Annotated in this window: 18 protein-coding genes; 4 read left to right on the top strand and 14 right to left on the bottom strand. The window is 51.7% G+C overall.

Going from position 1 to position 24,313, the window contains the following annotated elements; genetic code table 11:
• Positions 1 to 7 precede the first annotated feature (7 nt).
• Genes DWZ03_RS04980 through DWZ03_RS04965 form a run of 4 tightly spaced genes read left to right on the top strand, consistent with a single transcriptional unit; the run spans position 8 to position 4,602 of the window.
• Complete coding sequence (locus tag DWZ03_RS04980) at positions 8 to 1,177, top strand: ABC transporter substrate-binding protein (protein WP_120129061.1); 1,170 nt, start codon at positions 8 to 10, stop codon at positions 1,175 to 1,177.
• A complete protein-coding gene (locus tag DWZ03_RS04975; protein WP_120129113.1) occupies positions 1,177 to 2,214 on the top strand; it encodes an iron ABC transporter permease in 1,038 nt (345 codons plus the stop codon). The genes DWZ03_RS04980 and DWZ03_RS04975 overlap by 1 nt, the downstream gene beginning before the upstream one ends.
• Positions 2,207 to 3,226: an ABC transporter ATP-binding protein gene (locus DWZ03_RS04970; RefSeq protein WP_120129058.1), complete on the top strand. Its 1,020-nt coding sequence runs from the start codon at positions 2,207 to 2,209 to the stop codon at positions 3,224 to 3,226. Before DWZ03_RS04975 ends, DWZ03_RS04970 begins: the two co-directional genes overlap by 8 nt.
• Positions 3,223 to 4,602 (top strand): MATE family efflux transporter, encoded by a 1,380-nt coding sequence (locus tag DWZ03_RS04965; RefSeq protein ID WP_005829402.1) that lies wholly within the window; start codon positions 3,223 to 3,225, stop codon positions 4,600 to 4,602. The genes DWZ03_RS04970 and DWZ03_RS04965 overlap by 4 nt, the downstream gene beginning before the upstream one ends.
• Positions 4,603 to 4,615: 13 nt before the next feature.
• Here DWZ03_RS04965 and DWZ03_RS04960 read toward each other — a convergent pair whose 3' ends face one another.
• The 14 genes from DWZ03_RS04960 to DWZ03_RS04895 all read right to left on the bottom strand — a co-directional run bounded on the left by DWZ03_RS04960 (position 4,616) and on the right by DWZ03_RS04895 (position 24,267).
• Positions 4,616 to 5,701: a linear amide C-N hydrolase gene (locus DWZ03_RS04960; protein WP_120129056.1), complete on the bottom strand. Its 1,086-nt coding sequence runs from the start codon at positions 5,699 to 5,701 to the stop codon at positions 4,616 to 4,618.
• A gap of 67 nt (positions 5,702 to 5,768) precedes the next feature.
• Complete coding sequence (locus DWZ03_RS04955; protein ID WP_120129054.1) at positions 5,769 to 6,443, bottom strand: outer membrane beta-barrel protein; 675 nt, start codon at positions 6,441 to 6,443, stop codon at positions 5,769 to 5,771.
• Positions 6,440 to 8,335, bottom strand: a complete 1,896-nt coding sequence (gene cbiD, locus DWZ03_RS04950; RefSeq protein ID WP_120129052.1) for a cobalt-precorrin-5B (C(1))-methyltransferase CbiD — start codon at positions 8,333 to 8,335, stop codon at positions 6,440 to 6,442. Before cbiD ends, DWZ03_RS04955 begins: the two co-directional genes overlap by 4 nt.
• Before the next feature lie 32 nt (positions 8,336 to 8,367).
• Positions 8,368 to 10,221: a precorrin-4 C(11)-methyltransferase gene (gene cobM / locus DWZ03_RS04945; protein WP_120129050.1), complete on the bottom strand. Its 1,854-nt coding sequence runs from the start codon at positions 10,219 to 10,221 to the stop codon at positions 8,368 to 8,370.
• A gap of 11 nt (positions 10,222 to 10,232) precedes the next feature.
• A complete protein-coding gene (gene cbiE / locus DWZ03_RS04940) occupies positions 10,233 to 11,498 on the bottom strand; it encodes a precorrin-6y C5,15-methyltransferase (decarboxylating) subunit CbiE (protein WP_120129048.1) in 1,266 nt (421 codons plus the stop codon).
• A gap of 99 nt (positions 11,499 to 11,597) precedes the next feature.
• Positions 11,598 to 13,007 (bottom strand): precorrin-3B C(17)-methyltransferase, encoded by a 1,410-nt coding sequence (cobJ, locus tag DWZ03_RS04935; protein ID WP_120129110.1) that lies wholly within the window; start codon positions 13,005 to 13,007, stop codon positions 11,598 to 11,600.
• 99 nt (positions 13,008 to 13,106) lie between these two features.
• The gene (locus DWZ03_RS04930) at positions 13,107 to 14,006 is read right to left on the bottom strand and encodes a helix-turn-helix domain-containing protein (protein WP_005836667.1); all 900 of its coding nucleotides are present in this window, start codon (positions 14,004 to 14,006) and stop codon (positions 13,107 to 13,109) included.
• 209 nt (positions 14,007 to 14,215) lie between these two features.
• Positions 14,216 to 15,040 carry a sirohydrochlorin cobaltochelatase gene (locus DWZ03_RS04925; RefSeq protein ID WP_120129046.1) on the bottom strand — a complete coding sequence of 275 codons (825 nt, stop codon included), beginning with the start codon at positions 15,038 to 15,040 and terminating at the stop codon, positions 14,216 to 14,218.
• Between the two features lie 34 nt (positions 15,041 to 15,074).
• Positions 15,075 to 17,144, bottom strand: a complete 2,070-nt coding sequence (locus tag DWZ03_RS04920; RefSeq protein ID WP_207805201.1) for a TonB-dependent receptor plug domain-containing protein — start codon at positions 17,142 to 17,144, stop codon at positions 15,075 to 15,077.
• A 115-nt stretch (positions 17,145 to 17,259) separates the two neighbouring features.
• Positions 17,260 to 17,592: a DUF2149 domain-containing protein gene (locus tag DWZ03_RS04915; protein ID WP_005829376.1), complete on the bottom strand. Its 333-nt coding sequence runs from the start codon at positions 17,590 to 17,592 to the stop codon at positions 17,260 to 17,262.
• Positions 17,593 to 17,613: 21 nt separating this feature from the next.
• Complete coding sequence (locus DWZ03_RS04910) at positions 17,614 to 18,219, bottom strand: MotA/TolQ/ExbB proton channel family protein (protein ID WP_005829373.1); 606 nt, start codon at positions 18,217 to 18,219, stop codon at positions 17,614 to 17,616.
• Positions 18,220 to 18,252: 33 nt separating this feature from the next.
• Positions 18,253 to 18,810: a hypothetical protein gene (locus tag DWZ03_RS04905; RefSeq protein WP_118274007.1), complete on the bottom strand. Its 558-nt coding sequence runs from the start codon at positions 18,808 to 18,810 to the stop codon at positions 18,253 to 18,255.
• 12 nt (positions 18,811 to 18,822) lie between these two features.
• Entirely contained in the window at positions 18,823 to 22,737 is a 3,915-nt protein-coding gene (locus tag DWZ03_RS04900) for a cobaltochelatase subunit CobN (protein ID WP_120129041.1), read from the bottom strand.
• Between the two features lie 15 nt (positions 22,738 to 22,752).
• Positions 22,753 to 24,267, bottom strand: coding sequence for a PepSY domain-containing protein (locus DWZ03_RS04895; protein ID WP_005836677.1), 1,515 nt, complete (start codon positions 24,265 to 24,267; stop codon positions 22,753 to 22,755).
• Positions 24,268 to 24,313 lie beyond the last annotated feature (46 nt).

Genomic DNA, 24,313 nt, shown 5'->3' with positions numbered 1-24,313 from the left:
AATAGTCATGACCCGGATATCTGCCATAGGCATTGCACTGCTGTGCATTTTATGCGTAACCTCTTGCGGCTTAAAATCAAGACAGACTACTACCGAATCTTCTTCCGAAACGGGCTATTCTCCGGTTACGACAGACACGGCAGCTACCATTGTACCGTGCTATGCCAAAGGCTATACGGTGAAATATCTTCCGCACCATGTCCGTCTGGTGGATATACACGACCCTCAAAAAGAAAGCAGCAGCACTTTCCACTATGCGCTGGTACCGAAAGGCATAAAGCCTGTCGGCATACCGAGCGACTATACGGTGATTGAAACGCCGGTAGAGCACGTCATGTGTATGACATCCCTGCAACTTTCCAACTTCATCCGTCTGGACGCTTGCGATTGTGTGGTGGGCATCACCAGCACGCGCCATCTCTTCAACAAGGAGATGAACGACCGTTTGAAGTCCGGCGAGACCGTGAAGATAGGCATCGAAGGGAACTTTGACAATGAAGTGATAATGAGCATGAATCCGGATGTTATCTTCATCTCTCCTTTTAAGCGGGGCGGATATGATGCCATGCGTGAAATCGGTATTCCACTGGTTCCCCATTTGGGGTACAAGGAAATGACTCCGCTGGGGCAGGCCGAATGGATAAAATTCATCGGGATGTTCGTTGGCAGGGAAGTGGAGGCGAATGAAAAGTTTGCTGCGATAGAGAAGCGCTATAACGAATTGAAGGAGCTGGCTGCCAACGTGAAGAAGCGTCCGGTGGTATTCAGCGGCGAGATACGGGGTGGCAACTGGTATGCAGTGGGAGGAAAGAGCTTTCTTGCCGAACTGTTCCGTGATGCCGGTGCGGATTATTTCTTGAAAGACGATCCCCGTTCGGGAGGTGTCACGCTGGATTTTGAAACCGTATATAGCCAGGCGGAGAGTGCCGACTACTGGCGCATTGTCAACAGCTATGACGGGACATTCACGTATGATGCCTTGAAGTCCCTCGACCCGCGTTATGCCGACTTCCGTGCGTTTCGTGAGAAGGGAGTGGTATACTGCAACATGCGTGAGAAACCCTTCTACGAAAGTATGCCCATGCAGCCCGAAATTGTATTGGAAGACTTGATACATGCTTTCCATCCCGATTTGTTGCCTGACTATAAACCGACTTACTACGAACTGCTGAAATGATAAAAAGACCCGTACTTCCGTTGATGTTGCTGACACTGGCATCTATCTTTCTTTTTTTCCTGCTGAACCTGCTTTTGGGGTCGGTTCACATTCCTTTGCGCTCCGTGTGGAATATATTGTGGGGAAATACGGAAGAATCCGTTATTTGGCAGAATATCATCTGGAAGTCCCGCGTGCCCCAGGCGTTGACGGCATTGGTGGCGGGAGCAGGGCTGTCGGTCAGCGGTCTGCAGATGCAGACGGTGTTCCGCAATCCGCTGGCAGGGCCTTCGGTATTGGGCATCAGTTCAGGTGCCAGCCTGGGTGTGGCTTGTGTGGTATTGCTGTCCGGGGCGATGGGCGGTGTGGCATTGAGCCGTTTGGGGTATATGGGCGAGGTTGCCTTGTCGGTTGCCGCCATTATCGGTGCGCTGGCTGTGATGGCGCTCATTGTCTATGTCTCCCAGAAGGTGAAGGGCAACGTGACGCTGCTGATAATCGGTGTGATGATAGGCTATGTGGCAAGTGCCGTCATCGGCGTATTGAAATATTTCAGTGTGGAGGAGGATATACGTGCGTATGTCATTTGGGGATTGGGCAGCTTTGCCCGTGTCTCGGGCGACCAGATGGTGCTGTTTGTCTGCATCATGGCTGTGCTGCTTCCGTTGTCCTTCCTGCTGATAAAGACGATGAATCTGTTGCTGCTGGGCGATGGCTATGCACGCAATCTGGGACTGAACATCAAGCGGGCACGCCTGCTGGTTATCTCATGCTCCGGTGTGCTGGTGGCTATTGTAACGGCCTATTGCGGTCCGATTATGTTTATCGGGCTGGCGGTTCCCCATCTGTGCCGTGCCATCTTCCACTCTTCGGACCATCGGGTGCTGATGCCTGCCACATTGCTGGTAGGCGCTTCCCTGGCATTGGTCTGCAATCTGATAGCCCGTATGCCCGGCTTCGAGGGAGCTTTGCCGGTCAACTCGGTGACGGCACTGGTAGGTGCGCCGGTAGTGGCTTCTGTACTTTTTAGAAAACGGAAAGGAGAATTGAATGAATAAGGAAACCATACATATAGAGAATCTTTCCATCGGTTACCCCGGTAAGGGGGATGTGAAAGTGGTGGCAGACGGCATTTGTGCCGGAATCAACAGTGGTGAGCTGACTTGCTTGTTGGGAGCTAATGGAGTGGGGAAGTCCACGTTGCTCCGTACGTTGTCCGCCTTCCAGCCTAAACTTGGAGGAAACATATTTATTGAAGGAAAAGAGATAGGGGACTATACCGACAAGCAGCTTTCGCGCGTCATCAGTGTGGTGCTGACAGAGAAGTGCGATATACGCAATATGTCCGTCGTAGAACTGATAGGTCTGGGGCGCAGCCCCTACACCGGTTTCTGGGGAACCCTTTCGAAAGAGGACAAGACTGTGGTGGACAAATCCATCGCCCTGGTAGGCATTCCCCATCTGGCACACCGCATGGTGCATACGCTGAGTGACGGTGAACGGCAGAAGGTGATGATAGCCAAGGCGCTCGCCCAGGAAACTCCTGTCATCTATCTGGATGAACCGACAGCTTTCCTCGATTTTCCCAGTAAAGTAGAGATGATGCAACTGCTTCACCAGCTCAGCCGGCAAACGGACAAGACGATTTTCCTTTCTACCCACGACCTGGAACTGGCCCTGCAGATAGCGGACAAAATATGGCTGATGGATAAGGTGAACGGAGTGACCATCGGTACACCCGAGGACCTTTCGCTGAACGGCAGTCTGAGCAACTTCTTTGCCCGTAAGGGTATTGCCTTTGATTTGGAAACGGGACTGTTCAGGGTAGCCAATGAATATACCTCCCGGATACGTTTGGCGGGTCACGGGCAGAAGTATGCCATGGTGCGCAAGGCACTCCAGAGAAACGGGATTCTGGCAAACCGGAATGTTGAATCGGAGATTTATATCGAAACCGGAGATTTGAAGGGAGACGGCAGCTTCGTATTCCATCGACCGGGCAAGGAGCCGGTAACAGTGTACTCCATTGAGAAATTGCTGCAAATAGTCTTGTCATTCCATTCCCTATGATGCACCATTCTGCAAAGGATAATTATGTCCACTTAACGACGACTCCGGTCCCCCGGCTGATTACGTCATTGGCTGTGCCGACCATCATCAGCATGCTGGTGACGTCCTTCTACAACATGGCAGATACCTATTTTGTGGGTAAAATAAATACCCAGTCTACGGCTGCCGTAGGTATCGTGTTTTCTGTGATGTCCATTATCCAGGCTGTGGGATTCTTCTTCGGTCATGGTTCGGGGAACTACATCTCCCGTAAGTTGGGGGCGCAGGAAACGGAGAGTGCCGAGAAGATGGCATCCACCGGCTTCTTTTTTGCCTTGTTTATCGGAGCGGCTCTGGCTGTGCTGGGATTGCTGTTCCTTACACCGCTTTCCCTTGCTTTGGGGTCGACGCCTACTATTCTTCCGTATACGGAGCGCTATTTGGGAATCATTCTGCTGGGTACTCCTTTTATGACCGCCTCATTGGTGCTGAATAACCAAATACGTTTTCAAGGTAATGCGGCGTATGCCATGGTGGGGATTGTGAGTGGGGCGGTCATCAACGTGGTGCTCGACCCTATCCTGATTTTTGTATGCGATATGGGCATATCCGGTGCCGCACTGGCCACAGTAGTCAGCCAGATATGTAGTTTCATCCTTTTGCTATATATGGGGCGCAGAGGAGGAAATATACGTATACGTTACAGAAACTTTACGCCTACACTGGCTTTCATCAAGGAAATTATTGGGGGTGGAACTCCGTCACTCACCCGGCAGGGACTGGCAAGCGTGGCAACCATTTTGCTGAACGTGGCGGCCGGTGCATATGGTGACGCAGCTATTGCGGGGATGTCCATTGTGACGCGTATCTCTATGTTTATCAATGCTTTCCTAATTGGTTTCGGGCAAGGCTTCCAACCGGTATGCGGATTCAATTATGGTGCCGGGCTGTATGCCAGAGTGCGCCAAGGATTCTGGTTCTGTGTGAAGGTAGGCTTTTTCTTTTTGCTGGTTTGTGCGGTGGCAGGTATGGGATATGCCGAGGAGATTGTCTCCATCTTCCGCAAGGGAGACCCTGCTGTTGTAGCTACCGGTGCGGCAGCATTGCGCTGGCAGTTCATCACCTATCCGTTGGGTGCATGGATTGTGGTCAGCAACATGATGTTGCAGACTATCCGCAAGCCCGTACGCGCTACGATACTTTCCTCTGCCCGTCAAGGGCTGTTCTTCATCCCCCTCATCTTCATTCTTCCTTATTTCTTAGGACTGAAAGGGGTGGAGATGTGCCAGGCGGCGTCGGACATGCTGACCTTCTTCCTCGCCATTCCATTGACCTGCGGGGTGCTGGCGGAGATGAAGAGGAAGGAGGCGGAACAACTGCAACAGCGGCAATCTTGAAGTTTCTGCGTCCCTATTCAATTTTCACGGGAACTATCGGTTGCCGCTTCACTTTATCGAGGGGAGCTGCATGGTACTCGATGCGCCCGAAGTCTATCTGTCTCAAATCAATGCTTCTGATTGTACTGTTGTACATGGTGCGATAGTAGATGATACCGTTTGTCATATCTGTGGCCGATGTCCATTGGGTGGCACTTGGAATATTGGCAGGAACCTGGCCGAGGGGAAACTCGATGCCTACGGGTATATCAAAGTTATTCAGTATCTGAAAACATTGGAGAACGGTTTCCTGTGCGGTATTCTGTGGTGGTGTAGAAGTCTGGTAGAAAGCGGCACGGATAAAGCGGGAAGGGGGAGTCACATCTCCCGGAATTCCCAAAAAGCCGCTTCCCGAACCGAAAGGGGCTATAGTCACATTGCCCAGCGATTTGCTTTCGGCACTGCCCGGGTAGAGGTTCACATAATTGTTTAAGTTGGTCATCTGCCAGTCAAAGCCGGGGGAGTTTGTCAATACTCCCAGTTTGTTTTCATAGAAACGGGGCTGTCCGTCGATGAACTCCAATACCAGTTGGCGGCCGGTCTTGTCTGCAATCCGCCAATGTACGGTGGAGGCACGCGGATCAATGGCTATGACCGTTACATTTTCAATAGCCTCCTTTACCTCGTCCACAGTAGAAAAGCTTCCCAACAGCCATGATACCAATTGTAAATCGGCTATGCTCGACGCTTTTCGTGTGGGGTCGTACTCCTCATATTTGCCATATCCGGGAAAGTAGAACAGCCCGGCGGAGAGCCCGGCTTCATTCAGTCCTTCGGCCACGAACTCCTTTTGCTCCACTGCCAGGCCTACGTAGCCATAGCGTGAGGTGAACTCCATGCCGGGCAGACTGCCTCCGGGTGTCAGTGATTGTTGCGAATAACCGCGCGGTACGATGACGTACTGGCTGTTCAGCTCACTGCCTCCCCATTCGATGGTGCGAGCTACGACGTGCGCATTGTCTTTGGCCGTCAGGGTGATACCGGTACATGCCTCTGCTGTTTGAGGGGCGAAGGTGAGGGCTGTCATTGCTGCCAGCAGGATAGGAATTCTTTTTGCCATATTATTCAGTTTATATTGTTGAGTATCTGTTTGTATACTAAACAACTCTGTATGGCAAAATGTTCCCTTACCAGAACCGGTACCCCAGCGTAAAGAATGCGGCGAAGTTCTTGGGAAAATATCCTCCTTCTTCCGAATGACCTATCATCTGGTTTATCTGCTCATTGACTTTTACCAGTCCCACTTGTGTCTCTGCACCGATGATGAATCTTCTGTATTCAAAAGTAAGTCCCAGGGCAATACCTGCATCGAAACGGTTGTTACCCATTTTCCCGTCTACCATACTGCCGAAAGTGTCTATCTTGAACTGGTATCCTCCCTGCATACTGCTGCTGCTATAATCGTAGGTCTCGCCGGAGGTCTTGCCTGCCACGCCTATGGCCGCATAAGGGCCGACGCTCAGCGAGGCATGATAATCCCTGCCCAGATGGAGGCGGGCCGCTATCATGAGGGGGATTTGCAGATACAGTTCATGCATTTTGGCCTTGCCTATGTGGCTTATCTCGTCTTTACCGCCGATGGACACGAATTCCAATGCGGATTGCAGCACCCAGGTCTTGTTGAGGACATATACTGTACCGACACCAGCTTTGTAAGCTATTTGGGTGTCACTGCTGGAGTGTTTTCCATGAAAATGGGAGGTACCGATTCCTGCTTTTGCATGAAAGGACAGCGGGCTTTGTGCCAGGCCGGTCAGTACGGTCATTGCCATACAGACGGTAATGATTATCTTCTTCTTCATGAGTAAATTTTTCCGTTTTCGGTTATGAGTAATACTGTTAGTTCGCTGTTGGGCAGCAAGGGGTCACAGTGCCGGTGACAGAGCTCAATCAGTGCCTTGCCAAACTTTTCCAGCAGCTCTTCGGGAATGATGTCCCAGAGTTCGCGCGCCAGGTTCATCTGTCCGATGGCGGCAAGTGTTTCTTCGCTGCATCCCGTCTGGCGTGCCAGGTCTTGAATGAATTCCTTATTCATGGTCACTTTCTTGCTGTGGGTATCCAGATTGCCTTCGGCCAGTTTCACGGCCTTTCCCATCATCACGCCGAGGGTGACGTGCGGTACTTGCTCTTCGGCTGCTATTTTCAAGGTTTCGCCGATAAAGTTGCCGTAATGCACGAAAGCCTGGGTGGGGAGGTCGGGATAATACGCCTTGATGAAACGTTCGCTCTTTGCGCCGGAGCTGATGACGATACGAGGGTTCCGGGTTGCCTTTGCCACTTCCATGGACTTCCGGATGGAATTGATGAAGGCTTCCGAGGAGAATGGCTTCACGATGCCGGAGGTCCCGATAATGGAAATGCCTCCTTCGATACCGAGGCGGGGATTGAAGGTGCGTTTGGCTATTTCTTCTCCACCGGGGATGGAGATGGTAATGAGAATAGGATTGGGCTGTTTGGCAATATGGAGGCGTTCAAGCCATAGCTTGACGTTCTTCTTTATCATTTCGCGTGGGGTGTCGTTGATGGCAGAGCTACCGAGCTCAAGTCCCAGACCGGGCATGGTGATGACACCTACGCCTTCGCCGCCGCAGACGATGATGTTGTAGTCGTCCTGGGGAGTGTCTTCCGGCAGCGGGTCGTCTATGCGGAAAGGTATGGCTATATTGGCCACAACTTTCATCCCGTTGGTGATGTCCGGGTCGTCGCCGGCATCCTTGATGACGGTAGCGCTTGTCTCGAACATGCCGTCACCGTTTTCCAGAAGGTCGGAGTGGGGAATATGGTGCTGCGGCTCTACGGGAACCTGTATGGTTTCTCCGTTGGGAAGAACTACCGGAAATTCTGTAGGACGCTTTTTGAAGTAGATATTGAATACATCCCAGGTGGCGGCTACGGCGGCAGCGGCGGCACATGTTCCGGTAGTCAGTCCGCTGCGCAGGGGGAAGAAGTCGGGTAAATGTTTCTCGACTATGCGGCGCAGGCCATGCTCGCCGTTTACACAGATAAACTTGCCGGATGTCTCGGGGCGTCGGATGGCAAAGATGCGTATACCCAGTTGCCGGGCAGCTTCCACCTTCTCGCAAAATCCGCCGGATATCCCGCTTTCTTTGAGGAGGATGGCTTCGGGATGAAGCTGTTTCATCAGGACTTGCTCGTCTTCTCCGGGTGTGTAGTAGTAGAGGTTCTTCTCGGAGAAGCCCTGTTCCCGGGCGAGCTTGCGCGAGCTGTCACGGTCGAGGATGCGGAAGTAACAGCAGGCATTCTGCCACAAAGGCTTCAGCTTACCTATGGTCTGTACGCCGGTCAGTGCAAGTAAGATGAAAATCTTTTCTTTCTGTATCTTCTCGATGGCATCGTCATAATCCCTGCACCAGGTGATGTGTTCTTCATCGCGTTTCGGGAAGATACGCTCGAAACGGATGACGGGGATATTCGATTCCACGGAGACTTGTTCCAGAGTCTCATGCAGCTGTGTGGCAAAGGGGTGCGCGGCGTCTATCAGCAGCTTTATGTGATGCTGTGCACAGAATGTTTCTATTTCTATTGCATCCATCGCGCCTTGCAGGCGGATGCCATTATGCAGAAGTACGTCCTGCTCATCCCCTTTGGTAGAATAGTAGAAAGTTTTTCCGGCTTCTTCAAGGGTTTGGATGGCTATGCGTCCTTCGGTGGTTCCGCCAAATATTAATATCATGTTTGAATGTTTATGGGTGATTAATCGTTGATTTATTTCCGGTACAGATGCTTGAACTCGTGTGCATAGAGCCGTGACAGACCTTCACGGTTGCCGATGGCTTCGCCTACGACAATCATGGTTGTCAAGGTGAGGTTATTTTCCTTCACTATTCTGGCAAGGTCTTTGAGTTCCCCCCTGAATATTTGTTCGTCTTTCCATGTCAAGTGGTAGCAGACAGCTACGGGGGTAGTTTCCGGATACTCCTGCAACAGCTCTTCCTGCACCTGCTTCGCAATGCCTGCACTGAGGAAGATGCACATGGTACTTTGTGAGCGTGCCATGAGATGTAGCTTTTCGCGTTCGGGCATGGGCGTGCGTCCTTCGCCGCGTGTTAGGATGATGCTTTGCACTTTTTCCGGAATGGTGAACTGCGACTTCAAGGCAGCTGCCGCCGCCTGGAAGGAGGATATGCCGGGGGTGATGTGGTAGCTCATACCGTGCTGGTCAAAGTAGTTCATCTGTTCCTGAATGGCACCATAGATACATGGGTCACCCGTATGCAGGCGTACGATGAATTTTCCCTTGTCATAGAACTTCTTCATCACTTCAAATTGTTCCTCCAAATCCATGGAAGCGGAGCTGAGTACGGTAGCTCCGGCCTTGGCACAGAGAGTCAGCTCCTTGGGAACGAGGCTGCCGGCATACAGAATGAGGTCGGCGCGTTCCAGCATTTGGCGTCCGCGTACGGAAACCAGGTCCGGGTCGCCCGGGCCGGCACCTACTATTTCGATGTGGCCCTGGCGCACAGTTCTTATGTCGAGGGCGGCGGCCACGGTATAGTTCTCTCCTTTCTTCTTGGGCACCAGCAGCCGGGAGTTGTTTGCACTCAGCAAGGCGGCGGCTTCGCTGACGCTGGGGGTGCCCATGTGCTTCATGACGGTTTTGCTGGGATGGGGCACCTCTATCTCTGCCAGTTCCTCGGCTGTATAGAAGTAGACCGGGAACTTCTTTTGGAGCGCTTTCACTACCGGTTCGTCACTTTTGGCTTTAATCGTGGAGATGGAGGCGATGCTTTGGGGCATGATACCGTATTCCTTCAGCGTGTTCATAATCTCTTTCTCCACTTTCCGTACGGGACCTGCCAGCCGGGCAAGGCCGATGCCGAGGTGTACGACACAGGGCACGTAGCATATCATAGGCATTTCCGGGAAGTTGGGGACTTGGGGAGATACGCACAGAATCAGTTTGAAGCGTGAAGGTTTAATGTCCTGCACCCGGTAGAATACTTCTACATGAGGCGGCAGGTGCGCCTCCATCCAGTCCGTGCCTTCATTGCGCACCGTGAGCAGCAGGGCGGTGGGCTTGCCGGAAACGAAGAGGCTGATATGCTCGTTCATGCATACTCTTTTTTTCTCTTCGGGCGTCTTGGCAAGTTCTGCCAACAGGAGGGTGGAGGGCTCGGCGTTGATGACCGGAAACCACCCGAAACGTTGGGGCAGGGTATCGAGTCCCCATAGGCCGGTGCAGTCGCTTTGCGTGGTGACTACCGGTTCGGCCCCGAGGATATTCGCTACCTGGTGGGTCAGTTCGTTGGCTCCTCCGATGTGTCCGGAAAGTACGGAGATGGCAAATTTACCGGTACTGTCCACGCAAACCACGGCAGGGTCGGTATATTTGTTCTTCACGCAAGGAGCGATGGTGCGGACACAGATTCCCATGGCGCCAATGAAGACAAAGGCATCATAGCGGTTGAAGTTTTCCGCTGTGAATTTGCCGGCGGATTCTATATGTGTGCATCCCTCTTCGTGCCTGAGGGTGAAGATTTCGGAGTCGGGAAGTTCGTTGAGCAGTGATTGGGCTATGCTCAAACCGGCTTCGGAGATTAGAATAATAGCTGTTTTCATAATGGGTATGTTTAAGAAAGCGTGGCTTTCATAATTTCAATGGGGTTATATTCGTTCAAGGCGATATGGGTGGAAGGGTGGAGCACCATTCCGTTCCGCTCGATTCCTCGGCAGAACGCCTCCTTGCTTTCTGCCGATACGGAGTTGAAGACGATGCAGCCTTCGGGGTGCAGCACTTGTTTCACTTTCTCTATCATTTCCTCCAGATGTCCGCCGTGTCCACCGATGAAGACGGCATCGGGGCGGGCAAAGGGAGTGAGGTCGGTGTGCAGGAAATCTCCGGTTACCGCCGTAATGCCCGGTGCGCCGAAGCGGCGGGAGTTGGTGTCCATCAGCTCTTTTCCTTCGGGGCGTATCTCGAAGGAGATGACGGCGAGATGAGGAAATTGCAGGCGGGCTTCGATGGAGACGGAACCGGTACAGAAACCGATGTCCCAGAAGACGCGGCGGCGGTTCAGTTCCAATGCCTGCAGGGTGAGCAGGCGGATGGGAGCCTTGGTTATCATGCGGGCGCGTCCGTCAAGATGTGCAAACTCTTCATCGGGGATGCCGAAGGGACGGACTGGAAAGTCTGGGGCTTCGCTACCGTGCAGGGAGTTTGTGCGGCATTGTCCGAGATGGCTGTCCAGCAGCAGGCAGTTGGGATGTTCGAAGTCACCGGAAACCGCTTCCTGGGGTGTCATCCGGCGTATGCGTTCCTTTTCGGGATTGCCGAGATGTTCGCCGATGTATAGCGTGTAATGGGAGTACCCGTATTTCAGCATGCGGGCGGCAATGGTGACCGGGGTATGTTCGCGGTCGGTGAGGATGCCTATTTTGGGTGCACGCTCTATGAGGGCACGGTCGAACTCCTGCCACGGGCGTCCTGTCAGGGAGACGGTGCGCATGTCGTCATACGGCATGACGAGGCGGTGTGCCAATGTCTGCAAGGAATTGAAAGCGGGATAGAGCAGAATGTCTGCCTCGGGAAGCTTACGCTTTATGGTATTGGCAAAACCGAAGAATAACGGGTCGCCGGAAGCGAATACAATGATGGAGTCGTCCGTCGCCGTCTCTTCGAAGCGGGCAAATATTTCTTCATAACGGGAAAAGACGCGGTCCAGCGGTACGGTGATGGAAATCCATTCGGCTCCGGCAGGCAGCAGAGGACCGACAATCTCCTTATGCCGTATGCCACCGGAGAAGACCTTCCCCTTCCGTATCTGTGCCAGTGCTTCCGGTGGAAAGAAGGGGGAACGGTTGTCATCCATTCCTATGATTATAAATCTGTGTTTCATTCAATGAGTAATCTTATGAAAATATCAAGTAATGTAAGGGGGCATAACAAGTAATGTTATCGGTCGTAACAAGTAATGTTATGGAATGTCTCTTTTCACTTACACATCCCTGCCCGGGCGCAACTGCTCCGCATCGTTGTAGCACAACACGGAGTTCACCAGCGTGGCAGCCAGGTTGCTGCCTCCCTTACGTCCTTCTACGATAATCTTGGGTATTTCCGTAAAGGGTTTCACCATGTGTTTGGACTCCTGCACATGCACAAAGCCTACCGGTGCGACAACAATGCCCGCCGGATGTGCCTTGCCCTTACGTATCAGGTCGCAGAGTTCCATAAGTGCCGTAGGTGCATTGCCGAATACAAAGAATGCATCGGGATGCTCCTCCACAGCCAGGCGGATGCCTGCCTGGGTACGGGTAATGCCTTTCTCTGCAGCCATCGTCGCCGTACGCGGGTCGCCAAGGTAACATTTCACCTCTACGCCCAGCCGCTGCAAAGCTCCTTTGCGGATACCGCTGGCTGCCATCGTGACGTCTGTGACAATGGTCTTGATTCCGCCTTTCTCGATGGCTTGATACAAGGAAGCCACGGCACCTTCGTCCGTATGCAGCAGATACTCCATTTCAAAATCGGCGGTGGTATGTATGGCATGGAGTAAAGCCCATTTATGGTCGAGGGGAATATGCTTGTTCTTCAGTTCCTTTTCGATGGTACGGAAACTGCGAATCATGATGTCTTGCCCGATGCCCGTGGCTTCGGTATTCGTGTCCCGGTAATAGCCGCGCGGAGTGATGAAGGCTCCGTTCCATTCGTAGGACTGTGAGTTGCCTATCAATACGACTGTAAACATATCCACCTCTTCGGGATTGAAATCTCCCAGTGTGGTGATGTGTACCGCTTGTTCCGGGCGTCCTGCCTGGCGCACATATCCCACGGGCGTTTCCGGTGAGCGTCCTTCCTGCAGAAAGAGTTCTTTCAAGCGGTAAAGCTGCCAGTAGCGTCCTTCACTTTTGGGGTTGTAGACTGCCGTCACGAAGTCGGCGGCAGCGGCTGCGATGATACGCCTTTCAATACGCTCCCAGGGAGTCATCAGGTCTGAAAGGGAGATGACACAGAAGTCATGTCCTACGGGAGCTCCCAGCAGTGAGGCTGCCTTTTGGAAAGCGCTGATGCCCGGCAGCGAAACGATTTCCACGTCGCTGTTCCTTTCCCGCTTCATCTCGTAGACAAGCGGCGTCATACCATAAATGCCCGCATCCCCAGAACTGATGACGCAGACCGTCTTTCCCTGCTCTGCCAGCTCGAAAGCCTGCTCGGCACGGGCGCGCTCACGCTTCATGCCGGTATCTATGCATGCTGTTGAGGGGTGGAGATAAGGGGTTACAAATTGGAAATAGTACTTATATCCCACCACTACATCTGATTCTTGCAAAGCGGAAATTACGGCGGGAGTTATATCCGATTCATTGCCCGGTCCGATGCCGGCAACAATTATTTTGGGGTGTTTCATATCCATATGTTCTATTGGCATACAAAGATAGAACTTATATTTGACGAAACCGAAAAAACTCTGTGCTAATCCGCGTAATCTGTGGTGAAACTTTATTGTCTAAACCTGCAAGTGCCGGTATTCGCTCGGAGTATAGCCTACGTTCTTCTTGAACACGCGGTTGAAGTGCTGCGAATACTGGTATCCCAGCTCATAGGCAATCTGGCTGACCGTCTTCCCGCTTCCTATAATCATTTCTTTGGCCAGGTCGATGATTTTGTTCTGGATATATTCCTGCGCCGTCTTTCCGGTTTCCTTCTTCACCAAATCTCCGAAATAGTTGGAGGAGAGGAACACTTTGTCTGCGAAGTATTTCACGGAAGGCAGTCCTTCGGTCTGCGGTTTGTCGCTCTGGAAATAGTCGTCTATCAGTGCTTCAAATTTCATCAGGATGTCTTTGTTGGCTGCCGAGCGGGTGATGAACTGGCGTTCGTAGAAACGCATGCAGTAGTCCAGCAGCAGTTCGATGTTGCGCGCAATCAGCCCCTTGCTGTGCTTGTCGATGGGGCGTTGGATTTCCATCTTAATCTTCTTCAGACAGTCGAGGAAGATTTCTTTCTCGTCTTCGGACAAATGCAGCGCCTCGGTAGAGGAATAGGAAAAGAAGGAGTACTGTTTTATTCCCTGTCCCAGTGAGGTGCCTTTTATCAGGTCGGGGTGGAACAGCAGGCCGGAGGCGCTGGGCTGCATACCTTCCAGCATGTTGACCTCGGTCACCTGGCCCGGGGCGAAGCTGGTTACCGTGCCTTCCTGGTAATCGTAATACTGTTTTCCATAGCGTATGTCTCCGCATTTGGTGTTTTTGAGGAAAAGGGCGTATACGCCATAGTTCAAGGTGAAATGCCTGGGATATCCGGTGGCTTCGGACAAATCGACTACGCTGACCAGCGGATGCAGGGTTTCGAGACCGAACATCTTGTTGTATTGGTCTACAGCATTGAGCTTGATTACTTCTTCCATAAACGTTCCTGTTAGTTTTGTACAAATGTAGAGAATAATCCGGAAAGTACCATATCGCAGGAGGAGGAATCCGTAATATGGTTACAAATGTCCGTAATCTGTGTACATTGAAAAGAGCTACACCCTTTGTCCGGAATGGTGTAGCCATCCGGAGCAAAGGGTGTAGCCTTGGTATGTAAAAGGTGTAGCCCTTTTACGCTTGCTGGTTATCAATCTTTTAGCATGGCTTTGATGTGTTCCATATAGAGCTGGCGGATGGCTTTGTTTTCGCCCAGTCCCTGCATGCGTACATTCACTTGATAGCCTTGCTTTTCAAGTTCCGTCTTCCACACGCCGGCAATGTCTTCCTTGGTATGGTTGCCGCATACCAGTAGCAACGGAACCAATGTCACGCTCTTGGGGCGTGTCTCTTTCAGTTGCAGCAGGGTTGCGTCCAGGGTAGGATATCCTTCAATGGTGCTGACGTGGAAGTTCTTCAGTCCATGGGCTTTCATCATGAAGTCGAGCATGGCGTAAGTAGCCGTGCTGGGTAGCTGGTTGCCGTGCCCCACATAGACAATGTCTTCTTTCTTTCCCGGCTGTTCGGCGGTCAGTATACCGATTACCTTCTCGCAGTCTTCGACGGAGTAGAGCAGGGGATTCCCCACTTTTATCTCCTTGAAGAAGGGACGGAGCTTGTCTGCATCCCTGCGGACGGAGGTCATCTCACTGCCTTCTATCAAGGTGGTACTCTGGACGTAGATGGTCCGGTAGCCTTCGGCGCGAAGTTTCAACAGTGCATCCGTAGGGCTGTCTTTGTACACGCCCTCTTTGGCAAGTCTTTTTCGTACAATCGGCGAGATGTATGCCTCGCGTACTGTAAACTGCGGAAAGGCTTCCTGCGCCTCACGGGTCACGACGTCGAGCGTCAAGGCACGTGTCTGAGGGTCTGAACTGCCATAATGGGTGATGAGCAAAGCCGCCTTCTCCTCTTGTTGTGCGGAGGAGAAGAGGCTGATGCCGAGTAAATAGAGAGTGATGAAAAAATGTCTCATAATTGTTGTTGTTTCTAAATGCGTTATGGAGAGATTATTTTAGTCTGAGTGCCAGGCTGACTACTACCGAACGTCCCGGGGAATACAAGGCGAAGTTCTTGTTCAGCGGGCGGTTGTCTTTCTTGTTGAAGATATTGTCTATGCCGATGCCCGGTTCGATGACAAAGTTGCGGAAGCCGTCGAAGGTATGGCGGGTATTGAGGTTCCAGATGCCGTAACCCGGAGCATTGCCGTCCGCGTCACCCGGATAATAGACTTTGCTTTGCAGACGACCGTTCAGGTTGAGGTTCAAGGTATAGTCGCTCCAGCTGTGTGTATAGTTTCCGGTGATGGTGGCTGTATGGCGTATGCTGCGTTCGATGTTTTGCCATTCGCCTCCTTCGTTCAGACCGCGTCCATAGGCGTAGGTATAGTTTCCGGCCAGGGTGAAGCCCGGGAACAGATTGCCGTTCAAGTTCACTTCAAAGCCTTTAACGGTAGCTTTCTCGAAATTGAAGTAGTTCTTGACACTTAGGTTTTTCGTGGATGAAAGGTCACCGATTTCGGGGAACTCTTCACGCAACTGGTTCTGCTCTGCTTCCGGTAGGTCATCGAATTTAGTGGATTTGGAAGTTACCATGTTCTTTACATAGTTCAGGTAACCGGTGACGGAAGCACTGAAACGGTTGGTGCGGTATTCCATGTTGATGGAGTAATAGTTGCTGCGTTCGGGGTCGAGGTTCTCGTCACCCAATGAGATGGTGGCTCGTGTACCCATTGTCTTCTTGAACATGTGGTAGTAGAGCTCGTCAATTCCCGGAGCGCGGAATCCGGCAGCATAGGTGGCACGTACATTGAAGTTGCCTATGTTGTACATGGCTGCCACTTTGGGGGTGAAGCGTCCGCCCGTCTGTTCGTGATGGTCGTAGCGTACACCCACAACACCGGTCAGATGGTTCCAGAGCTTCACTTCATGCTGTCCGTAGGCTGATGCCGTATAGACACTTTTGTCCAAATCGGAGTCGGGACGGCGGAGCACCTCACGGCGATAGTCTACACCGAACACCGTAGTGCTGTTGGTTGTAAAACCGAAGATACCTTTCAACTCGGCATCATGGAATTTCTGAAGCTTGGTAAGCGCATACTGTCCGGGCAGGTATCCGCTGTTTTCTATCAGGTATTTGTAGCGTGATGCGTAATTGTTTCCTGAATAGTCAAACTGGATAACGTTGCGTTTACTCAGTTTGTATTTGGCGCCTGCCCCCCAGTTATAACCTTCGTAGGTAGTGTTGTACTTGCTTCCGCCGGTGATATCTTCGCGTTCTACCGGACGTTCGAGTCCGCGGTTGTAGTATCCGCCGTTGGCATAGAAGGAAAGCTGTTCCGTAGCATCATAGGTAAACTTCTGCGAAAAGTTATTCGAGCTGTAGCCCAGGGAGAGCGGGGCAATCGTTTCGATGATGTCTTCTCCATCTTCTGTCAGACGGCTGTTTTGCCAACCGTCGGAGTGGTCGTATTTATAGGAAGTATAGGACCCTATTTTTCCTTGGGCGATGTCCAGATTCAAGCCTTGGGAGAATTGATTCTTTCTCGTATAGCTGCTATTGCTGCTGAAGGCTACCACATCTTTAGGCTCGTTGGTAATGATATTGATTACACCGCCGATGGCATCCGAACCATAAAGGGAAGAAGCGGCTCCGTTCAGTACCTCGATGCGCTTGACGCGGGTCATGTCTATTTGGTTGAGGTCGATGTTACCGGTGATATCTCCCGTAACCTTGCGTCCGTTCACCAATATCAGCACGTGTTTGTTGGAGAGTCCGTTCATCATCAGATAGGACCCCATCGCGTTCGGACGGAAGGAGAGCGAGGGCACCATCATGGTCAAGGCCTGCTGGAAGTCGGTGATACCGGCACGCTTTATCTCGTTGGCAGTGATAACCGATACGGGAGACGGGGTATTCTTCAGTCGCTGATGTGTACCTGTACCCGTTACTACCACCGGGTTCAACTCGTGAGTTTTCTTGGTCATATCGTCGCTGTCACCTTTTTCTGCTTGTGCATAGGCACCGGTGGCGATGATTCCTCCCATAAGGAGAGCTGTGAGAAGTCTTTTCTTTATCATATATTGTTTTATTTTATATAACGCTGCAAAGGTACATACCATTATCGGAGGGTGAAATACTTAATAGTTGTTATACTGCGATGGCCAAATAGCTATTAATAGGTACTGTATTCCCTTATTCCGGCACATAGATAATCTCTCCATTTTCAAGCTGATAGGCAACTCCCACTTTCTTTCCTCTTTTACCGGAGGTCTTTTGGTCTTCGCTGGGAGTGTATTTCTTGATTTCCTGCCCTTCTTTGGTAATGATTTCCATATTTTCCTTTCCGGGATTCTTCACCATGGTGAAGTCTTCTTTAGAAAACATCTCCGTCATATTGAAGCGGGAGACGAGAGCCACCATCAAGGCTACGGCAAAGACCATCGCTACGTCAAAAAGATTGGCTACCGTACCCATGGGGTCGGAGTCCGAATCGCTGTGCAGTAATCTGTTTCTCTTACTCTTCATAGTTTTCGTATCGTTAGTCCGTTATTCCTTTTCGGCCGTTTGGCGGCTTATCACTTTGTACAGATATTCCAAGTCGTTCATTTCGCGGGCATACCAGCGTTGTTTCACTTGCAGGGTAATGACGCCGACAGCAGCAATGACCAGCCCTACCACTGTAGTGGCAAAAGCCACCTGCATATTGTAGGCCATGGAGGAGATGTCTCCTTGTGCCAGCCCCACCAGTGCGGGACCCATCGGGATGAGGGTACCCATCAGTCCCAACATGGGACCCAGTTTGATGAATGTACGCGAACGTCCCAACTCCTTCTCGGCTTCCATTTCATAGTTGGCAAGCAGGTGTTCGCAGTAGGCAGCGTCGTCCCGGTGTGCGGACAATTTGGACAAGTTGCGGAGGAGAGGGGAGTTGCCTGCCGATGGGAGTTGCTGCAGTAGTCCGTCTATATTCTCTGGGGTGATGTTCTCCAGTGTTTCAGTGAATTGCTTCTGTAATTTCATCCGCTGGTAGAACTCACCGAAGAAACCTCCCGCAAGGATAATGGCACGTAGAAAGAATAGCAGCAGCAGGACTACGACGGGAACCAGCAGCCCGTTTGAAATCCAGAACAGTGTGTTTGAGATTGTTTCCATATATCTTTTTAGTTTTTAATTCTTTAATTTATTTCAATAGCCCGTGGCAATGATGCTCAATATAACAATGAAAATATTAACAATGAACAGTACTTCCAAGCGCAGTGGTTTATCACCGATAGCATGCCGCAGCAGAAGGCTCCCAGCACAAACTGCAAGGAAAGTAACGCCGGCTGCTATCCATGAGAGACTGCCGAAATCTATTCCGGGAAAAGTGAAAAGCAGCAGTGCCAGGACATAGCATATTACTCCGCCTATCAGTATGCCGGGATATAGCTTCAGGAAGAGGGTGACTGCTTGTTTGAATGCCGTGTTGCGGGTACGCATTTCTGCGAAACAGTCGAAACAGAAAGTTATCATTACGGCGGCTTCCAGGGTGACACATACCGACAAGTTTAACATCTGTGGACGGGAGGCAAAAAAAGATGCCACCACGGTCTTGGACTGTTCCGTCATCCATGGAGTCACCAGCCACGCAAAAAAGGCACAGCCTGCGGCAACCGTCCACATTCCCCAGCGTGGATAGAACCCCACCTTCAATAGAAAATTGAGGGCGATGAATAGGGCTAACAGATGAATGACGTATTCCATAATACTCTGTTTCTATTTATTCTTTTTCTTTCTCTTCAACAATACGACCAGTCCGATGAAGGTGATGACGACAAGACTGCCTGCAATCACTCCATTCACTCTGTTCTTACGTACCGTTTGTTCGGAAGTCAGTTTGTGTTCTTTCAGTACGACATCCTTGCCATCGGTTGCGGATGCTTCGTGTACCTCCTTCATGTTCTGGGTATAGGTCTGCTTCTCGCTATTGCCCAACTGGTCGGCAACGAACGACTGGAGCCTGGCATTGTCACAAACGAACTCTGTGCAGGCGGCACCCTTCTCGCGTGTGATTTGTGCATGCAGGGAAGCAGTAGTTTTCAGTTGCTCATCAGATGCTTTCCAGTAACCTTTGCGGGCGCTTTCCAGCATGACGGCTGTCATAGCCTGGAATGCGGCGGGATTGACGCGGAGGAAGTACTCGTGAATGCCCAGCTTATTCTCATCCTTTATATACATTCTATACAAGTCATTGAACAGTTCTTTGTCCATGGCCGACGGACGCATGACGTGCCAGCCGAAGATGTTGCGGAAGATTTCGCCGAACATCTGCGCCGAACCTTCCCCGCCTTTCATCCGCTCTTGTATAAAGGTAGGGTTCAAGATGGTGGAACGTGTCTCTACGGCAATGGCCTCTTTGGCATCCTGCATGCGGCGGTTGGTCCGGTTGCGGTAGTCTGCCATATAGGCATCCGGTTCCTTGCCGGTCACGGTTTTGACGGTGAGCGAGAGTCCACCCGTAAATTCATATACATGATCCAGGGAGATGGGCCCCCATGTGTTACTTTGACGGGGCTGGATGACAACATCCGTTTCGGACAGTGCCGAGGCAAACAAACCTTCCTGGACGTCTCCCCAATTTCCGTCGTCCCCATAAGAGGCACCCATATTGTTGAGGTATCCTTCGGCTATCTCCTTTTCGCTTTCCCACGAGCCGCTGTGCTCGGTATAGGCCATCATACCGGTACTGTATCCGCTGTTGATCGGTCCGAATACACGCATCACAGACATTTCACGGGCACGTTTGGGGGAAGCCCCTTTTTCTACCAGTAATTTTTCCTGCAACAGTGTACCCGATGCCACATAGTTGGGATAGGTCTCATCTCCGGCTTCCGATGCCAGACGTATAGCATCGGTCAGTAACTTCAAGCGGGAACCGGCTATGTCGCGTAGCTGTCCGGACACTTGTACCAGCACATTGATGCGCGGACGCCCCAGTTCTTCACTGGGCACCAGTTTCAGGTCAACCACTCTGCCTTGGGCGTCGCGTACGGGTTCTACTCCCAGCATCCAGAATACCTGGGCCAGCGTAGCTCCTTCCGTATTGATGAATTCGCCTGCCCAGAAGGTATAGCTTACTTTCCGAGGATATTCGCCGTGCTTGCTGATGTACTGTTTTAAAGTCGCTTCTGCCAATCGCTTTCCATCTTCCCAAGCCCTTGGGTTGGGAGTATTCTCGGCGTTGATGCTGTACATGTTGCGTCCGGTGGGCAGAACGTTCGGGTTCAGTACGGGGTCACCTCCCGGCGCAGGGAATACGGTTCCTCCGCTGAGTGCACGCACCATGGCATTCTGTTCGTTGACGGAGGAGGCAAGCAACTGTTCGCGATAGAGTAGGGCGGGGCGAAGCTCCGGTGCTACAGATGCAGTATCCTTGGGTGGATTCTGGAGTAAGGCGGTCAGTCTTTTCCTGGCGGCAGGCAAGTAGTGGTGGGCTATATAGGTGAAGTCTTGCAACTGCTCTGTGGTGATTTTGCCTTTATCGCGGTCCTTGCGGGCCGTTTCGTATGCCAGCGGGTCGGCAGCGACGGCGAGAGTGGTGGTCAGCAGGTCGCGGTCAGAATAAGGCTCGTTCATGGTGTAGTACGCACCCAGTATCTTTTCGTTGGCTATCTCTTCGGTGAAGGCATCCAGACGTTCCAACTCCTCGGCTGTATAGGGTTCGCCGGATATGGAATCCAGATTGAGGTCGCGGTGCAGCCCCAGGCGCATGGCCTCTTTTTTGATGTTCATTCCCAGAGCCCGGTGTTTGGCAGTCCCTTCGTCCAGCACTTTGTGAATATCTTCCAGCAAGGCCGAATAGCGTTGGCGCATACCGCTCTCCACGTAGGGCGGAGTGAGATGGGTGACCAGTACGGCATGTGTTCGGCGTTTGGCAATGATACCCTCGCCTACGTTTCCGGTGGTATAGAAATAGAAGTGGGGGAGGTTACCAATCAGTACATCCGACCAGTCGGCCTGCGACTGTGCCACATTCTTTCCGGGCGTGTATTCCAAGTTGCCGTGGGTGCCGAAGTGAATCACTGCATCTGCCTTGAATCCTTTTTGCATATACAGATAAGGAGCCAGGTAGCTGTGGGGCGGCGCTACCGGCATTCCATGCACCAGTTTGAACTCATCATCTCCCAATGCCGGGCGGGGCTGGGGGAAGAGTAGGATATTGCCGAATTGCAGGCAGGTAATGGCAATACTGTCCTCTGTTACCAGCAGATTGCCGGGCGCATCTCCATATCTGTCTGTCACTTCCTGATATTTCTCGGGAAGGAGTACTTCGTGTGCCCATTGTTCGTATTGCTCGGTAGAAAGCCATATCGGGTGTGCCGTTTTCAAAAACTGTTCTTGTGCTCCTTTGGCATACGAACCCATGACGGCACCGTCACGATGTATCCGCTTGCCGAACTCCTCTACAGTAGCAGGCAGTCCACTGACGTCGTACCCTTCCGAACGCAGGCGTTTCAAGAAGTTATAGAGTGAAGGAATCACTTCCATACCGCTTGCCAGCAGGGCGTCTTTTCCCGGAGTCTTGAAGTAACAGATAGCAACGCGCTTTTCTTTGTTGGACATGTCTCTCAAGGACATGTACTTGGTAATATGGTCCACTACGGCATCTATCCGTTCATTTTCAGCGGTGTACAGATAGTATCCTTGTTTGTTTTCGTTTTGGGTAGCGATGCAGAGGGGTAGCATGCCTCCATCTATCTCAGGCACCACTACACGGGCGGTCAGTGTGCCACCGCTGACGGGGGTATCCGGGTCCAGCCATTCCTCGTGGGGCTGAATCAGCGGGAAGGGCATGAATAAAGGAATGTTTTCCTGGTGCAGCCAGTTGATGAGTGAGTCATTGCCCAGCCGTCCCATAGGCAGGTAGACTACTGCATCGGGATGGAGGGTACGTATCATATCGGCACGCGGTTGACCTCCGGCTGTGAAAGGATAGACATTGAAGCCTGCTTGTGTCAAGCACGTGATGAGGGAATCTACGTGGGCACGGTTTCCTTCCATCGGAAAGTTGAGTCCGGAAATCAGGGCAAGGTTGCGTCCGTCCTCATGGTAGAGATTTTTTTCTTTCAGATAGGCGGTCACCTCTTGCGGAGTACTGAAGTAGCGGCCGTATTCGCGGTGGTAGAACATGTTCTCCAGCAATGGGATGGGAGGCTCGTAATCCTGGTGTCCCCACCGGTGGGGAGTGGCGATGTGGCGCAGGTAGAGTAAGGCATTCCGGTAGTTGTGCTTGTTGCCGTTCTTGAGATACTCCCGTAGCGTATGCTGTTGTTCATTGGTAACATTGTGATTGAGGGAGAGGGTGAAATTTCGTAACGTATTCGTAAAGACTGGTACTCCGCTGGCACCCACCCGTTCCACTTCGGCAATCTGGCCGTCGTCAAGGTATAGCCCTCTGCTGTACATCACGATGGCATCATAGCCGGAAAGGTCCTTCACCTCTTCTTTTTTTATGCAGGTGACTTCTATCCGGGCGCAGTCATTGTTCAGGGCAATGTCGGCAGCTTGTGCCAGGGTTGCGTTGATAATAAGTATATGTGTAGGAGCAAGCCAGTACTGATAGGCCGCAAAGCTGCAGACAATCAATAGGGCTATGCTGCCGAGGAATATTCCAAGTCTTTTCTTATTCATACAAGTTTATTCTCGTTAATAGCGTTTTTGTCTTTTACAACATTTTCTTCTTATATAATTCACACTTAACGCCACACCCGTGATGCAAACGGCTGTACCTCCAAGCAGCAATACCCAAAGCACAGTCTTGCGCAGGGTGGCATTGGAGTTCAGACCGGGCAGACGCATGCGGTGCAGGGCTGTATAGCTCCAGTATTTCCAGCGGGAGGAGGTGTCTACATGGCGGATGATTCCCGTTTCCGGGTGAATGTAATAGACGCTCCGGTCCGGGTCGTCCACCGTTATCTTCCAGACGGGAAGCTGGGGTCGTCCGCGATACATATTGCTCATGTCGCGATAGTAGGTCTCGAAATGTTCGAGCCGGGAGATACGTATGCCGGGGATATGTTGTGAAGAATCACGCTGGGAGGTATAAATGCTTTCCACGCCTTTCAGGATTTCTTCTTCGGAGAGTTGTAACGGACGCGGCAGGCTGTCGGCGGCATCGATGTAATACTCGTTTTTTCTATCTTTTACGATGTAGTAGGGATGTTCGCGGAAGTTGCGCCACTCTATCTGCAAAGCTTGGGGATAGGCAGCTATGACACGGCGGTAGTCCAAGGGGTAATCCTCCGGTTGTGGGGCACGGGCATGGAGCGTGCGTGTGGCGCTGCCTTTCTTCAGTGCCGGTTTATGAATCCATTCGGGAATGTCTGCCAGAGACATCATGCCGCTGAAGGTGAAGGTCAGTACGAAGATGCCGAAAAAGATTCCGCTGACGTAGTGCCAGTGATACCATCTTTTTCGGTAGGGGGAGAACTTGGGATGGCGGCTTCGGTGCGTCTTACGCCATACATCCACAGTTACCCAAATGCCGGCAATGACCATGAGACAACCCAGAGCTGTGAGCCAGATGACGGTCTTAGTCCAAAGGACGGTGTCCTGCCGCAGCCAGGTGAAGTATACCCAGTGGGGAATGGCACCCAGCCATGCCCAGAAGCGTTCGCTTCTGTTGGAGAACTGCAAGGCCTCACCGTTTTGTGAACTCAGATAGAGCTGTGTCCCGGCATCGTCGGCAAAGTATATTTTATAAATGGGCATTTCCTTTTTCAGTTCAGCGAAGGGAATCCATTGGTCCAGAGAGTGGAGGGTGTCGATACGGGTAATGGGAGAAGAACACCACAAAGCTGCTGTCCGGTGCAGGTGTTCACTGTCCAGAGAGGGTCGTGAGATGGTGGAATCGGCAAGGAAATGAAGCGTGCCTTTTGTGGTACTAAAGCTGAACTCGGGGTGTCCGGCATTGAGGTTCAGTATCGTAGACCTGACCTTTACGCCACGGGGCAGGCGGGCTGTGACGGAGGAGATGTCCGGAAGTGAGTCTCCGGTTTGGGAGAGCATATCCAGCTTTTGCATTTTCTCTTTGGCGCTGACACGGGGAAAGCGGTGGTACATCATCACGAAGGCGGAGAGGAACCACATGAGAAATAGGATACAGAGCAAAGTGCCCAGTATCCTATGAATAGAGTACATCAGTTTGGTGATAACATTCATTGTCGTTCGCGTTTTTCCTGCAAAAGTACAAGATGATTCAAGAACA

The sequence above is a fragment of the Bacteroides sp. AF29-11 genome (genome assembly GCF_003602895.1).
Taxonomy (GTDB): Bacteria; Bacteroidota; Bacteroidia; order Bacteroidales; family Bacteroidaceae; genus Bacteroides; species Bacteroides uniformis.
This window is presented reverse-complemented; position numbering and strand designations above follow the sequence as displayed.